Source organism: Nonomuraea sp. bgisy101, assembly GCF_057708945.1.
Map to the genome: position 1 here is coordinate 1 of NZ_JBYITD010000044.1, position 15,397 is coordinate 15,397.

General features: G+C 72.4%; 12 protein-coding genes. 2 read left to right on the forward strand and 10 right to left on the reverse strand.

The window, feature by feature from the left end:
* Together AC3EO4_RS48165 and AC3EO4_RS48170 are read left to right on the forward strand one after the other, a co-directional pair.
* On the forward strand, nucleotides 1–1,295 hold a 1,295-nt coding region (locus AC3EO4_RS48165; RefSeq protein ID WP_431902746.1), incomplete at its 5' end, for an alpha/beta fold hydrolase.
* Nucleotides 1,276–2,544: an MFS transporter gene (locus AC3EO4_RS48170; protein WP_379570150.1), complete on the forward strand. Its 1,269-nt coding sequence runs from the start codon at nucleotides 1,276–1,278 to the stop codon at nucleotides 2,542–2,544. The genes AC3EO4_RS48165 and AC3EO4_RS48170, both read left to right, overlap by 20 nt.
* Here the strand turns inward: AC3EO4_RS48170 and AC3EO4_RS48175 are convergent.
* The 10 genes from AC3EO4_RS48175 to AC3EO4_RS48220 form a co-directional block, all read right to left on the reverse strand.
* Entirely contained in the window at nucleotides 2,513–3,532 is a 1,020-nt protein-coding gene (locus AC3EO4_RS48175; RefSeq protein WP_431902748.1) for an LLM class flavin-dependent oxidoreductase, read from the reverse strand. The two genes, AC3EO4_RS48170 and AC3EO4_RS48175, sit on opposite strands and share 32 nt — an antisense overlap.
* Nucleotides 3,511–4,245, reverse strand: coding sequence for a thioesterase II family protein (locus AC3EO4_RS48180; protein WP_379570154.1), 735 nt, complete (start codon nucleotides 4,243–4,245; stop codon nucleotides 3,511–3,513). Before AC3EO4_RS48180 ends, AC3EO4_RS48175 begins: the two co-directional genes overlap by 22 nt.
* Nucleotides 4,242–8,372 carry a non-ribosomal peptide synthetase gene (locus AC3EO4_RS48185; RefSeq protein ID WP_431902750.1) on the reverse strand — a complete coding sequence of 1,377 codons (4,131 nt, stop codon included), beginning with the start codon at nucleotides 8,370–8,372 and terminating at the stop codon, nucleotides 4,242–4,244. The genes AC3EO4_RS48180 and AC3EO4_RS48185 overlap by 4 nt, the downstream gene beginning before the upstream one ends.
* Nucleotides 8,369–8,695 (reverse strand): acyl carrier protein, encoded by a 327-nt coding sequence (locus AC3EO4_RS48190; protein WP_431902752.1) that lies wholly within the window; start codon nucleotides 8,693–8,695, stop codon nucleotides 8,369–8,371. The genes AC3EO4_RS48185 and AC3EO4_RS48190 overlap by 4 nt, the downstream gene beginning before the upstream one ends.
* Nucleotides 8,696–8,883: 188 nt before the next feature.
* Nucleotides 8,884–9,945: a hypothetical protein gene (locus AC3EO4_RS48195; protein WP_431902754.1), complete on the reverse strand. Its 1,062-nt coding sequence runs from the start codon at nucleotides 9,943–9,945 to the stop codon at nucleotides 8,884–8,886.
* Nucleotides 9,942–11,579, reverse strand: coding sequence for a hypothetical protein (locus AC3EO4_RS48200; RefSeq protein WP_431902756.1), 1,638 nt, complete (start codon nucleotides 11,577–11,579; stop codon nucleotides 9,942–9,944). Before AC3EO4_RS48200 ends, AC3EO4_RS48195 begins: the two co-directional genes overlap by 4 nt.
* Nucleotides 11,580–11,815: 236 nt before the next feature.
* Nucleotides 11,816–12,451, reverse strand: a complete 636-nt coding sequence (locus AC3EO4_RS48205; protein ID WP_379570164.1) for a TetR/AcrR family transcriptional regulator — start codon at nucleotides 12,449–12,451, stop codon at nucleotides 11,816–11,818.
* A gap of 131 nt (nucleotides 12,452–12,582) precedes the next feature.
* Entirely contained in the window at nucleotides 12,583–13,371 is a 789-nt protein-coding gene (locus AC3EO4_RS48210) for a hypothetical protein (RefSeq protein WP_431902757.1), read from the reverse strand.
* Between the two features lie 191 nt (nucleotides 13,372–13,562).
* Nucleotides 13,563–14,219, reverse strand: coding sequence for a DNA-binding response regulator (locus AC3EO4_RS48215; RefSeq protein ID WP_379570168.1), 657 nt, complete (start codon nucleotides 14,217–14,219; stop codon nucleotides 13,563–13,565).
* Nucleotides 14,186–15,355 carry a hypothetical protein gene (locus AC3EO4_RS48220; protein WP_431902759.1) on the reverse strand — a complete coding sequence of 390 codons (1,170 nt, stop codon included), beginning with the start codon at nucleotides 15,353–15,355 and terminating at the stop codon, nucleotides 14,186–14,188. Before AC3EO4_RS48220 ends, AC3EO4_RS48215 begins: the two co-directional genes overlap by 34 nt.
* Between the last annotated feature and the right edge of the window lie 42 nt (nucleotides 15,356–15,397).

Below are 15,397 nucleotides of genomic sequence, written 5' to 3' on the forward strand. Positions count from 1 at the left end.
CGGGGGAGGTCGAGGCGGTCCTGCGGGCCGAGCCGTCGATCCTCGACGCCGCGGTGACGGCGCACGACCAGTACCTGGTGGCCTACGTGGTCGGCGAGCCCGACCCCGACCTGCGCGAGCGGCTGCGCTCCAGGCTTCCCGACCATCTGATCCCGCGGGTCTGGGTGACGCTCGACGCTCTCCCTCTCACCACCAGCGGCAAGCTCGACAGGGCCGCGCTGCCCGCGCCCGAACCCGCGAGCGGCCGGCCGTACGTCCCGCCGCGCGACGAGATCGAGGCCCGCCTGGCCGTGCTGTACGAAGAGGTCCTGGACGTGACAGCGGTGGGCGCGCTCGACGACTTCTTCGAGCTCGGCGGCCACTCGCTCAGCGCGCTCAGGCTGGCCGCCCGCATCAGGCACGAGCTCGGCAGGAACCTGCCGGTGGCCGCCGTGCTGGCCGCTCCCACCGTCCACGAGCTGGCCGACGTGCTCAGGCAGCCCGAGGACCTGGCCCCCGCGAGCAGGGTCGTGCCGCTCAACGCGAAGGGCGACAGGACGCCGATCTTCCTCATCCACGCGCTGGGCGGCCAGGTGTTCCGCTACCACCCCCTGGCCCGCAGGCTCGGCCCCGACCAGCCGGTGTACGCGATCGCCGCGCGCGGCCTGGCGGCCGGTGAGGAGCCGCACACCTCGCTCGCCGACATGGCCGACGCCTATGTGGACGACGTGCTCGCCGTCCGCCCGCGGGGGCCGTACGTGCTGGGCGGCTTCTGCATCGGCGGGAACATCGCCCTCGAGGTCGCCCGGCGGCTGCGTGAGCGCGGCGAGGAGGTCCCGCTCGTCGTGCTGATGTACGCCAACGCCGAGGAGCCGGTGGCTCCCGCCTCGCTGGAGGACGACACCGTCCTGCTCTTCCACGCGCTCGCGGGCGGCCCCGAGGAGACCCTGGGGCTCGATCCCGAACGGCTGGCTGATCTGCCCCCCGAGGAGCGGTTGCTGGCCGTCATGGGCGCGGCGTCGGCCGCGAACCGGCTGGCCCCCGACACCGCCGACGTCGAGCAGGCCCGCCGCTACCTGGCGGTCTTCCGGGCCAACGCGCACGCCGTCGGCGGATTCCGCCACGAGCCCTACGACGGCGACGTCGCGCTCTTCGCGCCCACGCCCGAAGACGGCGAGTGGCCCTCCGTCGTCAAGGGCCGGCTCGCGCACGCGCCGATCCCCGAGGAGCGCGTCCCGATCCTGTACGAACCCCTGGTCGCCGGTGCGGCCGCGGATATCAGAAAGTGGATGGACCATGGCATCCCCCACCAGTGAGCAGTCCACCCTGTGGCGCAACGCCGACTTCCTGCGGCTATGGGCCGGGCAGAGCCTGTCGCAGCTCGGCTCGTACGTCACCTACTTCGCGATCCCCGTCATCGCGGTCACCGTGCTGAACGCCACTCCGCAGGAGATGGGCGTGGTCGGCTTCCTGCTGCGGGCGCCGATGGTGCTGTTCCTGCTGTTCGGGGTGCTCGCCGACCGGGTGCGCAAGCGGCCCATCCTGATCTGGACCGACGTGGCGCGCTTCGTGCTGCTCATGCTGATCCCGATCGCCTGGTTCGCGGACATGCTCACGCTCGTCTGGCTGTACGTCGTGATCTTCCTGATCGGGCTGCTCGGGACCATGTTCCAGGTCGCCTACCGCAGCTACTTCCCGTTCCTTGTGCCCATGGAGAACTTCCTCGAGGGCAACTCCAAGCTGCAGCTGACCGAGTCGCTGGCCAACACCGTCGGCCCCGGCATCGCCGCGGCGCTGCTGAAGGTGATCGCCGCGCCCGTGCTGCTGATCGTCGACGCGGTCTCCTACCTGGCCTCCGCCATCGCGGTCGCGCTGATCAAGCGGCCCGAGTCGCGGCCGGAGGCCGACGACACCACGGCACGCCAGATCCACAAGGCCATCTGGGAAGGGATCCTGTGGGTGATGAAGCACCCGCTGATCCGCCCGCTGGCGATCTCCTCGGCGGTGTTCTCGCTGTTCATCCTGGGCGCGATGAACTCCATCTACGCGCTGTACGTGATCCGCGAGCTGGGCGTGCCCGCCGCCTGGTTCGGCGGCATCCTGGCCGGCGGGGGTGTGGGCGCCATCATCGGGGCGCTGCTCGCGGTGCGCGTGATGAAGCGCTACTCCGTCGGCGGCGTGCTGGTCTGGTCCATGGTGTACGGCAACGTGGCGCTCTTCCTCATCCCGCTGGCCACCGGCGAGATCTGGCTGAAGGTGGCCATGCTGGTCGCCGCGCAGGTCGTCAGCGGCGTCACCGCGCAGGTCTTCTTCGTCACCAACACCACGCTCGTGCAGACCATCACCCCGCCGCAGCTGCAGGGGCGCGTGGTGGCCTCGATCTACTCGCTCGGCCTGATCCCCGCGCCGCTGGGCGCGCTGGGCGCCGGCCTGCTGGCCGGGGTGGCGGGGATCAGGCCGGCGCTGTGGGTGGTCATCACGATCGGCGCGCTGGTGCCGATCGCCGCGATGGCGTGGTCGCCGCTGGCCAAGCTCAAGCAGATGCCCGAACCAGCTGGGCAATGAGCCTCAGCTGCCGGCTGCGCAGCCGCCGGGTGGGCGTGACCAGGCCGACGATCAGGCTGGTGGCGCCCGCCTCGCGGTAGGCGGCGACCCGCTCGCGCAGCTTGCCGGCCGGGCCGCACAGGGTCATGGCGTCGATGAGCGCGTCCGGCAGCATGGCCATGGCCTCGCCCTGCCGTCCGTCCAGGAACGCCTCCTGCAGTTGGGCCGCCTCCTTCTCGAAGCCGAGCGAGGCGGCCAGCCGGTTGTAGAAGTTGGTGCGCCGCGAGCCCATGCCACCGAGGTAGAGGGCCAGCATCGGCCGCATCATGTCGTAGGCAAGATCCTGGTCCTCCTCGACGAGCGTGAGCAGCATCGGCGCGACGTCGATGTCGCGGCCCTTGAGGTGCACCCGCATCGCGGCCAGGTGTTCAGGGGGGAAGTGGATGGCCAGCCAGCCGTCGGCCAGCTCCCCCGCGAGCGCGATCGTCTTCGGGCCCATCGCCGCCAGGTACACCGGCAGCCGCTCCTGCACCGGCGAGACGGCCAGCGACAGTTCCTTGCCCTCGCTGTCGTCCAGCGGCAGCGTGAGCGTCTCACCTCGGTAGCTCACAGGGGCGCCGCCGAGGGCCAGGCGCACGACCTCCAGGTAGTCGCGGGCGCGGGCCAGCGGCCGGTCGAAGCGCTCCCCGTGCCAGCCCTCCACCACCTGCGGCCCCGACACACCGACGCCGAGCCTGGCCCGGCCGCCGGACACCTGGTCGATGGTGGCCGCGGTCATGGCCGCGACGACCGGCTTGCGCCCGGACATCTGCAGCACGCCGGTGCCGAGCGCGATCCGCTCGGTCTGGCCCGCGATCCAGGCCATCAGGCTGGCCGGGTCGGTGCCGTACGTCTCGGCCGCCCACACCGACTCGTAGCCGAGCGCCTCCGCCTCCCGTACCAGCGCGAGGTGGTCGGCGGGGCCGAGCCCCGCGCCACCCCAGTAGCTCATGCTGTAACCGAGGCGCATCCCATCTCCTCAACGATCGCGGCCGCCAGCGGCCCAGGGGCCTCCTCCGCCAGCCAGTGGGTGGTGTCGAGCGCGCGCAGCACCGGCCTGCTCGCGCTGTGCCTGCGCCAGCCCAGCAGGCCGCCCCTGCTCAGGGAGCCGTCCCGCGCGCCGTACAGGACCGTGACGGGGGTGGGCAGCGGCGGCGCAGGCCTGTGGTGGTAGCCGGCGAGCAGCCCGAAGTCGGCGCGCAGCGCCGGCTCCAGCACGGGCCAGAGCGCCTCCCGCTCGGCCAGCTCCGGCGGGACCCCGCCGAGCTCGATCAGCTGCTCCCAGAACAGCCACGACGGCAGCGAGGGCAGCCGGCGCAGCAGCGGCGTGACGTCCGGCGCCGCGAACGAGGCCACGACCAGCCGCTCGGGCGCGCCGCCCAGCTCCACCACGCGGCGGCAGACGAGGTAGGCCAGCAGCGCGCCGCTGCAGTACCCGAACAGCGTGTACGGCTCGTGCCGCGCCAGCAGATCGCGGGCCAGGTCGTCGACCAGCCCTTCGAGGTCGGTGCGCGGCGCTTCGGCGAGCCTGGCCTGGCGGCCCGGCAGGTTCACCGCCCACAGGCCCACCTCGGGCGGGAGGTGGGCGGCGAGCTCGTTGAGCGAGGCTGGTCCCCCACCGGCGTGCGGGAAGGTGATGAGCGCCCGCTCGCCCTCCTTGAGCTGGACGAACCATGGCGTCATCGGGTGCCTCCCAGATGGGCGGCCAGCTCGGCGGCGGTCGGGTGGTCGAACACCGCCCTGACCGAGAGAGAACGGCCGGCCAGTTCCTCGAGCGGGGCGATCAGGCGGACCGCGAGCACGGAGTGGCCGCCGTTGAGGAAGAAGTTGTCGTGCGGGCCGAGGCCGGGGCGCTCAAGCGCGTCCCGCCAGAGCGCCACGACCTGCCTGACGAGCCCGTCGCCCGACTCGGACGGCGTGCCGCGATCCTCCTCCGGCACCGCCAGCTCCAGGTAGGCGATCTTCCCGTTGGCGGTGGTCGGCAGGCGGTCGGCGAAGACGTACCCGGTGGGCACCGCGTAGTCGGGCAGCCGCGTCCTGGCGAAGCGCCAGAGCTCCTCGCGCAGGTCCTCGCGGGCGCCCTCCACGAAGGCCACCAGCCGGCCGTCGGTCTGGGGGTCGCCGTCGAGGACGACGGCGGCCACGCGGACCGCCTCGTGCTCGTGCAGGACCGCCTCGACCTCGCCCAGCTCGATGCGGTGCCCGCGGAGCTTGACCTGCCTGTCGTCGCGGCCCAGCAGCTCCAGGACCCCGTCGTGGCGGATCCGTGCCCGGTCGCCGGTGCGGTAGAAGCGGCCGTACCGCTCGTGCCGCCCGAAGCGTTCCTCGGTCAGCTCCGGCCGGTTGAGGTAGCCGGCGCTCACCCCGTCGCCCGCGACGCACAGCTCTCCCGGCACGCCGGGCGGCCTCTCGCGACCGTCAGCGTCGAGGACGAAGATCCTGGTGTTGGCCAGCGGCGCCCCGGCGGGCACCGGGTCGCCCGGCGGCTCCAGCAGCTCGGCGGCGGTGGACCAGATGGTGGTCTCCGTGGGCCCGTACACGTTGAAGACCCGGCAGCCGAGCGCGAGCAGGTCCCTGGCCAGCGCGGCGGGCATCGGCTCGCCGCCGCACAGGACCGTGCGCCCGGCCAGCTCCCGCCCCGCCTCCGGCACGACGAGCCGCCAGGCGGTCGGCGTGGCCTGCACGACCTCGACCGTCCCCGCCAGCTCCAGGAACCTGCGGGGCTGCAGCTGGTCCTCGTCCGAGGCCACCACGACCGTGCCGCCGCCCGCCAGCGGCACCAGCAGCTCGAGCCAGGAGATGTCGAAGGAGGGGGTGGTGGACCAGAGCGCCGACCGGGGCTCGCCCAGCCGGCCCGCGAAGTCGAGCACGAGGTTCGTCAGGTTGGCGTGGGTGACCTGGACGCCCTTCGGCCTGCCGGTGGAGCCCGAGGTGTAGATCACGTACGCGATCTCTCCCCGCTCGGGCTCCCTGGATACGGCCTGGCCTTCCGGCATCGTCACCACGGGCGTGGCCCCCGCCCACTCCGGCTCGTCCACACCGGTGATCACCAGGCGGGCGCCGGAGTCGGACACCTGGTACGACAGGCGCATCTCCGGCTGGCGGACGTCCAGCGGCAGGAACGCCGCCCCGGCCTGCCAGGTCCCGAGCACGGCGGCCACCAGGTCGGCCGAGCGGTCCAGGCCCAGCGCGACGAGGTCGCCCGGCCGTACACCGTGCGCGTCGAGGAGCTCCCGGACGGCGGCGGCGCGGCCGAGCAACTCGTCGTAGGTGACCTCCCGCGCGCCCTCACGGACGGCGACCGTCCGGCCGGCACGCTCGTCGGCCGAGCCCTCGCGCGCGACAGCTCTGTGCGATCCGATCCTCGACAGCAGCGGTTCAGGCCACGCGCGCGCGGTGTCGTTGACCCGGTCGAGCACCGCGCGGTCCGCGGGGGACAGCACGTCGGCCACCGATCCCGCGGCCGCCTGCCGCAGCACGGACGCCATCCGGGCCGCGAACGCCTCGATCTCGGCCTCGTCGTGCACCTCGGTGCTGTGCCACGCCCTGATCGTCAGCCTGCCGGGCTCCTGCACGGCGACGACCTGCAGGTCGAGACGGCTGCGGTCGAACAGGTCCTCGATGTAGCCGGGCACCTCGCCGCGGATGCGCACCTGCTCGTCGCTCCACGGCCGGTAGTTGAACATGTGCCGGAACAGCGGCACCCGCCAGTCGTCGGTGCCGTGCCCCCTGCGGGTCAGCACCGCCTCCACGGACGCGTCGGCGTGCTCGACGCCTTCCGCCCACGTCTCCTCGACCCGCCTGGCGACCTGGCCGAAGTCCTCGTCCAGTTCGGCGCGCACGCGCAGCGGCAGCGTGCTGACGCCGTAGCCGACGTGCCCGCGCCCAGCCGCGGTCCTGGTGCTGACCGGCATGCCCACCACCAGGTCGGGCCCGGCCCCGTGGCCGCGCAACGTCAGCAGGAACGCGGTGGCGAGCACGATGTTGCCCGTGGTCCGCAGCCTCGTCCTGAGCTCCTCGAGGGCCCGCACGGTCTCCTCGTCGACCTGCCACGAGCAGGTGTGCCCCGCGAAGGTCGGGCTGGACGGGGAGTGCCTGCTGCCCGGCAGCACCATGGCGGCCGGGTCGGCCCCGTCGAGCCGCTCCAGCCAGTAGTCCAGCGACTCCTGCGACGGCGTGCCAGGCTCCAGCATCGGAGCGGTGCCGGTCAGCTCGGCGGGTAGCGGGTCGTGGCCCGTCTGGCTGTCGTAGAAGCGGCCGAGTTCCTCCACCAGCAGCTGCATGGAGTGGGCGTCGATGACGATGTGGTGGCCGACCAGGCAGACGACGCTGCCCCCGCCGTCGGGGAGAGTGAAGTGGCCTGCCCTGACCAGCAGGTCGCGGCCCAGGTCGAACGGCTCGTCCAGGAAGCTCTGCAGGTCGGCGACCAGCGTCTCCTCTGTCGTGGGCCTGGTCACGAGCTTGAGCTGCGCGTCCTGCGGGGCGGTGAGATGCCTGACCGGCGCCCCGCCCACGACGGGGAACCTGAGCCGGAGCGCCGGATGCCGCTTGACCAGCCGGTTCACCGCGATCTGCAGCGGCAGGCGGCGAAGCGGCTCGCGCGTCCTGAACGCGACGGCCAGGTTGGAGACACCGCTGGCCGGGGCGAGCTGTTCCAGGACCCAGAAGGAGTACGGCACGGCGGTGAGCGGCCGCGTGGGCTCCATCGAGGGTGGCAACTCGTCACCGGGCCGGGGGATGGGGATGCGCTGGAGCGGATGGTCCGGCTCGAGAGCCGCCCAGTCCACCGGCGCCCCGGCCACCCAGAGCCGCGCGACGGCCGCCATGAACTCCCGCCGGTCCCGCCCCCACCCCGTGCCCTCCTCGGGGGTGGCCCCCTGCCGGTGGGCACCGGCTCCTCGCACCACCTCGGCGACGAGCTCGTCGAGCGGGCGGGTGGGCTCCCGTGCGACACCCCAGTCGGCGAGCGTGGCCGTCAGCGCGTAGGCGGAGGTGAAGGCCGCCGCGTCGCCGGTCCAGTCCGCGGGCAGGTCGTGGCCGTGCCTTTCGAAGGCCTCCGCGCAGACGTCCACGGCCTCGGTGAAGACGCGCTCCACGCCGTACAGCGCCGCCGCCAGCTCCGCCGGCACCGCACCGGGGACGACGGCCGGATCGGAGCCGTCCTGTGCCGGGCGGAGCGGGGTGGAGCGGGAGGCGCCGGAGGAGGAGTCCTCGGCCGTCAGGGCCGCCGCGGCCTCGGCCGCGCTCTCGCAGACCACCGCTCCGCGCACCGCGTGCACGGCCCTGCCGCGCTGCAGGGTGCCGACGGCGTCGGCGAACAGGTCCTCGCGCAGCCCCGCGAAGAAGCCCGCCAGGCTCCGCCGTACCGCGTCAGCCTCCTGCGGGGTGCGGCCGGACCACACCACCACGCGGGGCCCAGCGCCGGCGGGGACGTGCACGGGGGGATAGCCGTCCTCGACCGCCAGGTCGTCGGGCCAGATGACCCGGTGCACGGTGTCGCCGTCGAGCAGCGCCCGGTCGAGCAGGCGCAGCACCAGGGTTCCGGTGAGCGAGGGGACCTCCGCGCCGTCGGTGACGGCCAGCTCGCACTCCCCCGCCAGCAGCGCTGCGCACGCCTTGCGCACCCCGTCGAACGCGCCGACGACCTGCGCCGCCGGATCGTGCCCCGCCTCTTCGACGGCATCGCCCTGCGCGGCGAACCGGCCCTGGGCGATGACCGCGACCGGCCTCTCCTCAAGCTCGGGCCCGACCTCCGGCGCGCCGCCCGGCGCTTCGGATAAGGGGCCGGGTTCCGTCTGGGGAGTGGTCACCGGCCGTCCTCCCTGAGGCGGGCACGGATGTCGCGACGGCTGCCGGTGACCGGCCTGCGCCTGCCGGTGTCTGCCCGCGCGGGCGCGCTGCCCTGCGCGATCAGGCGGCCGAGCGCGACCAGGTTCGGGTGGGTGAACAGCGCGGTGGCCGGCAGGTCGACGCCGAGGGTGGTGGTGATCTCGTCGTGCAGCTCGACCAGGGACAAAGAGTCCAGCCCCGCCTCGAAGAAGTTCAGGTCGGGATCGAGGGGGCGGCCCAGCCGCCGTTCCACGAGTTCCGCCACCATCCGCTGGTGGTCCGTCGGCCGACTGGCATGGGTCATCCGGCGTCCTTTGTCCGAGCTGAAGCCTGGTGCCGGACGGGGTCGCCGTCCGCCACTAGGCATCCTTCCCGAGTCCGACAACCGCCGACAAGCCCGGATTTATAGGGGTTTCTGAAGGAAGGGTCCGGGCGAAAACTCCCCGTAGCGGCGCAACGCCACCGAGCCAGCACGGACCCCCACGCGGGACGTCAGGGAGTCCAGCTCGCCGAGACGAGCGTGGGCACGGCGCCCTCCCTCGGGGCGACGACGACGAGCAGGGGCGATGCCACGGGAGCGGGCAGGTCCAGCTCCAGGGTGTTGCCGTCCGTGGACCTGACGGGCCTGGTCAGACCGCCGTCCTGGACGCTCATGACCCCCTCCACGTACGGCGCGGCCGAGCACATGGCCTCGCGGGCGGCGTGCCGTACCCGCTTCGCCTCGCCGCCGACCCGCAGCAGGGCCCTGCGCATCAGCGCGCGGTCCCTGGCCGTGGCGGGCCTGTTGGCGCTGGTGTCGGCCCTGCTGCCGAGCCGGACGGTCAGCCGTCCGCCCGAGCCGAAGACGCCCGGCGGGACGGGATTCACCACGAACAGGCCGGTACGCAGCGGGCGGGTGCCGCGCCGGTTCAGGTGAGCCAGGCCGCCCGAGCTGACGAGCGAGACGACCTCACAGCGGGCGCCGTCCATGGCCTCCCCCAGCGGCGTCTTGGCCCCGTCGGGGCACTCCTCGAAGGCCACCCTGTCGATGCGCACGCCGGCGGCGCCGCCGTCCATGATCGTGCCCGCCATCGCGTCGCGCACCTCGCGGGAGACGTCGCGGCCTTCGGCGATGTCCAGGACCTCCACGCAGACCAGGCCGTCGTCGGGCACCTCCTCGGGCATCAGGTCGAAGACGACCCGGGCGCTCATGGTGCCCTTGCCGCCCTTCAGCAGCACGCACTGCCGCACCCGTCCCTGGGCGCGGACCTGCAGGAGGCGCGGCGGGAGGTGCGCTGCCCTGACCTCGCCTGGGCCTTCGGGCAGATGCCAGCCGGGCACGGAGGTGGCGTCCACCGACAGCACCACCTTGACGCGCAGACGGCGGCCCCCCGCGGCCACCTTGAACCCCACGAGCCCCGAGCCCTCGAACCGGCCCATGATGTGGTCGCCGCGGTGGAACAGGTCGGTCACCTGCAGCGCCGCCGCCCGCCCGTTGAACAGCTCGGCCGGCGGCGACAGCGCGACGACGGGCTCGTCGAACGCGGTGGCCGGGCCGTGCAGGAGTGTGGTCATGACGCGCTCCTCGACGTGGTCAGGGCCGCGGCGAGCCCCTCTGGATCCCGGAAGTCGAGCCGGCTCAGCAGCGGTTCGCGCCGTTCCCACATGCGGCGCACCGCGGTGTGCAGGGGGTCGCCGTCGCGCTCCACGTGCCGCATCGCGACGGCGAGCGCGCGCAGGTAGTCCTCGCCGTCCCCCATCTCCCAGTGGGGCAGCAGCGGCGAGGGCACGTCGGCCCCGCTGCGGTACAGCCACAGCCACAGCCGGGCGCGCTCCCGCTGTTCGGGCCCCAGCATGGACTCGCCCTTGAGATGGCGGGTGACGGCCTCGGCGAGCAGCCGCCAGTAGTCGGAGCGGGTCTCGGCCACATGCGACAGGCCGCAGCCGCTCCACTCCGACCAGCCTGCCTGGATGACGGGGATGCCGAAGGCGGGCAGTTCGTTGGAGACGCTGCCGCGGACCGTGACGCCCAGGTCGGTCATGCTCCAGAGCATGTTCTTCGACAGCGACAGGCTCGGCGCGAAGACCAGGTGCGAGCGCCCGGCATGGCGTGCGGCGACGGAGGCGAAGTGGCCGGTGGTGTCGTAGCGATGCTGGTTCGGATGGTCGAGGAGGAGCCAGTTCACCGACTCCTCGCCTGCGGCGAACGCGGCCGTCTCCTCGAACCATTCCGCCAGATCCTCGAACACTTCGAGATTCGTCCCGACCGCGTCGGAGACGGCGTGGTTGAACACCGTGAAGACGGGGCGGTCAGGATCGATGCCGAACCGGTCGCAGCCGTGCTGCCGGATCTGCCGGCGTTCGGTCTCCGTGCGGACCTCGAAGGAGCTGATGTTGCCGGCCCGCCACCAGCTCGGCCTGCCCAGGTTCTCCTTGGCGCGCCACGCCACCAGCTCGGCGCTCGGCATGATGGCGTCCCTGTGCGGCCAGACGTGCTCGTCGAAGTAGCGGGCGACCTCGCGGGTGAGCTCCTCGCGGAAGGTGCCCGTCCCCTGCCGCGCCTCGGGGAAGAGCGTGTACGCCTTCAACGACCCTGTGCTCTGGGCGTGCACGACAGGGATGTCCATGCGCATCGCCGTCTCGACGGCCAGCCCCCACTGGTCGTAGTCGACGTGGCTGGTGACCAGGGCCGCGGGCGCCAGCTCGGTGAACAGCCGGTCGTAGACCGCGGAGAAGGCCCTGGTACGGGCACGCCGCGCGTGGTGGTGCTCGTCCTCGACGTCCGGCAGCCGGGGCACGCGGTCGAGCCGGACCAGCGTCGCCGTCTCCAGCGCGTCGAGCATGGCCCTGCCGACCCTCTCGGAGGGGGTGTCGCCCTGCTCGGCGAGCCGCCGGTCGGCGAGGCCGTGCACGTCGACGATCTCCGCGGCGCCGAACGCCTGCGCGAGCCGCCGTACCCGCTCGACTTCGAACTCCTCCCAGAGCGCCCGCCGCCACTCGCGGTCGGTGCCGGTGAGGACGACGAGCCGGGAGGAGGTCAGATCGCAGATCGCGTTGGCGAGCAGCAGGTTGCGGACGACCACCCGGATGTCCTGGTGCATGGCCTCGGCCACCACACAGCTCCCGGACCTGGAGGGACGCCTGTCCCAGTAGGCCCTCGCAGCCGCGAGCAGGCGGTCGAACTGCTCTTCTCCCCCGACAAGACGCATCTGCCCCTCCATCGCTCATCGCCGTGGCAGCCGCGTAGGACGCTGCCAGGCCGGGCCGAGGCCCGACCCGGCAAACACGCGATCCTTTGCCATGGCCGCCGGGCGGCTTTACCTGCCGGCGGCCGTCACGGCGGACGGAGGGTCACCCGTTGTCAGTGCCTGGCCATGCCGGGCACCACGATGAGCGACGAGATCACCGCCGGCATGTTCATTCCATGGTTGCTACCCGGTGGGAATCATTCGGCGGGCTCCAACCCGGACTCCTCCACCATGTGCGAAGCCAGCATCGCGGTCAGCTGCGCACGGAACTCCGCCTCGTGCGCCGGGTCGTCAGGATCATGCCCCATGCCCGTCAGCCACGATCGCCTGCCGATGGCGAACCCGTACGCCGCCGACACCCCCATCAACGCCACCGCCTCGATGCGGGACCTGCTCGGAACCGGCCGACCCGCCAGCGCGGACCGGATCCCCGCCTCGATCGCGTCGATCAGCTCCCGCAGGTCCGGCCGTACGGCGCCCTGGTAGTCGGCGTGCATCTCGGCCCAGACGAACAACCGCAGGTAACGCTCGTCCGCCAGGGTGTCGAACACCACGCCCATGATCCCCGCCGCGGTCGGAACACCCCGCTCGGCCTGGATGCGGTCATGGATCCGCTCCTGGATCCGCTTGTCCTCGGACACCAGCACCTCGCGGACCAGAGCAGCATAGGTACCGAAATAGTGGGTCACCAATCCATGGGCGACACCGACGGCCTCGGCGATCTGTCTCAGCGTGACGTTGTCCGGTCCCCGCTCCCCGATCAACCGTGCCGCCGCGGCCAGCAGCTCCGCGCGAGCTTCCTCAGGACTGCGCCTGCGCCGTCGGGGTTTCACGGCCCCAGCCTATTGGCCAGTGGCCAACAGGCTGGGCCGGTGGCGCTGTCGCCGTACCGCACCGCCGGCCACGGGCGCGTCGCGGACCGCCGGTCACCCCTCCCCGGCGGTCCGCGACGTCAGGGCCCTGGTCAGCCGGTCTGCTTGGGCGACCAGAGAGGCTTGTCGTCCTTGGAGTAGATCACCACGTTGCCCTCGTCCTGGACGGCCAGGTAGGCGCCGGGATTGCCCGCGGTCGGGCTGGTCCAGACCCCCTTGCCGGAGGAGCTGTAGATGACCAGGTTGCCTTCCTTCTGCATCGTGGCCTTCGCACCGGGGGCGTCCGCCGTCGGCGTCGTCCACCTGGCCTTGTGGTCCTTGGTGTAGAGGACCAGGTTGCCCTCCTTCTGCATGACGAGCTGATACTGGCCGTTCTCGGACTGGACCCACTGTCCGGCCTTGAGGGTGTGCCCGGAAGGCAGCGACCCGACGTAGGCGTGGCGCGACCACAGGAACCTGTTGTCGGCGGAGTAGATGACGAGGTTCCCGTCATCCTGCACGGTGAGGTAGGCGCCCGCGTTGCCCGCGGTGTTCGTGCTCCACAGCGGCTTGTTCAGGGCGTTGTAGATGACCAGGTTGCCCTCCCGCTGCATCGTCGCGTACGCGGGGGAACCCGACGCGGGCGAACTCCAGAGGGCATTGCCGCCCGGGCCGTAGAGGACGAGGTTGCCCTGTGCCTGCTGGATCAGCTTGTACTGACCGTTGTCCGACTTCACCGACTCAGACGGCTTGAGGATCTCCCCTGCGCTCAACCTGTCGTCCGTCCTGTCGGCCGTGGCGGCGCCGGCCGCCGGCGCGAACGACAACGGCAGCGCCAGTGCCGCGGCCAGGACCGCGCTCGTCCCCAGGCCGCGCGCGGCCGCCCCCTTGAGTGAGCGCATCGAAACTCGCTTCACAGCCCAGACTCCGAATCTTCTCGTGTGTGCTCGTGTCGCCCCGTCGGCACCGACGTGCGCCGGGGCTGGAGGAATGCGGGTATGACGGCACCCGGCAAGCGGGTGCCACCCGCCACCACGTTAGGGAGAGCCGGTTGACCGGCGTGACGGCTGTTCGACCCACAAAACCGCGAAGGTCACAGATCGTCGACCCGCACGAGCCCGTCCTGGATGGCCCTGGCGACGAGCTTGGCCTTCGTCCTGGCCTCCCTGCCGACGTTCGCGTACTTGATCCGCACCCGGTCCAGGTAGGAGTTGACGGTTCGCGGCGTGATGCCCAGCCTCTCGGCGACGAGCTCCTTCGACTCGCACTGGAACCACTCGATCAGCACCTCCTCCTCGCGAACGGACAGCTGCGGGCGTTCCGCCGCCCTGTTCGCGCCGAACGCCCCCGCCAGCGCCGGCGGCGTGTACGGCCGGTCGTCGGCGGCCGCGACCGTGGCCGCGACCAGGTGCTCCTCTCCCTCGGCCTTCGTGAGGTAGCTGAACGCGCCGATGTCCATGCACGTCAACGCCGTGTGCTCGTCGTCGCGCATCGTGTAGACGATGACCTGCCTGCCCGCGTCGACCAGGCAGCGCAGGTCGCCGAACGCCGGCGGCCCGCCCGCCAGATGCAGGTCGAGCACCACCACCGCGGCCGAATCCCCTGGCGGCAGCCATGCGGCCTTCGGCGTGGCACCGGCCGCGACGACCTCGATCGGCGGGTCGGCCGTCGCGTACCAGTACCGCACGCCCGCGAGGACGGCCGGATGGTCGTCGATCAGCGCGACCGTGATGGTGTCCCCAGCCGCCACACCGTCTCCACCCACAGTCGGTTCCCCTTCGCCACACGATTGACCTCGACATGCCTGAACTCGAACTCCGGAGGCGGCTCCCCCTGGACGTCCCCGACCGCGCTGACCCGAACCTGCTCCGGCGTGCGAACCACCGTCACCCGGACCTGCTCCGGTGTGGCGACGGCGGCCGACGAAGCCGCGGAGAGCACGGCCGTCACCGCGTCGATGAGCTCTCGCCGCACCTCCTTCGGCAGGTCCGTCGGCTCGCCCCGCACCGCGAGCTGCACGGTGACCTCGTGGCGTTCCGCGACGTCGATGACCGCACGCAACTCGTGCAGCAATCGGTCGGACACGTCGTCGCTCTCCGCGAACAGGCGCCGCATCCTCGCCGCCTCGTGCGCGCACCGGCGCCTGGTGTCCTGGTCCGAAGGATCGAGCGAGCCGTAACCCAGCCCGACGAGCAACGGGACCGTGGTGCCGAGCAGCGCGGCGTAACGCCGTTGATGGTCGAGGTGCGTGTGGTCGGCCACCGCCTCCTCCGTGCGGATCCGCTCCTCTTCCTCCGCCGCCTCGCTCGCCCGTACGGCGACGCGCCGTACGGCATGGACCACGAGGCCGAACGCGAACTGGAACCCGTAGATCGACACCGCCGACAGCGCCATCGACGCCATCGTCCGGGGGCCGGGCAGGTCCGCGACGACCGCCTGGACCACCGCCAGGGCGAGGTTGGCGCCGAGGAACGCGCCGAGATACCCGAGCGGCAGGTCGAACAGCAGCAGCACGCCGTACCAGCCGACCAGGCCGAAGGACCAGTTGGCCGCGTCCGGAATCCGGTGTGAAGGCGCCGCGGAGGAGGCCGCCACGACCGCGACGAGCACCAGGCCCACGCAGACCCACCGCACCGCGGGCGGAACGCCCCGGCCGCGCACCACGAAGACCGCGGCGACCAGCGTGACCCCGACCAGAAGGGCGAACCCGGCTACCTCCAGCCACAACGGGTCGTAGCGCGCGCTGCTCCTGACAAGCTCCGGCAGGCAGAGACCGAACTGGACGGCCGCGGTCACCGCCAGAACCGACCCCCGGACACCGCGCAGGAGCCGCCGCTCGATCTGCCCTGCAGCTCTCCTCCGCCCGCGTTCGGTCACCCTGGGCACGCGGCCACATCCATCGCGCGAAGCCCGTCGGCCTCCCCGAGC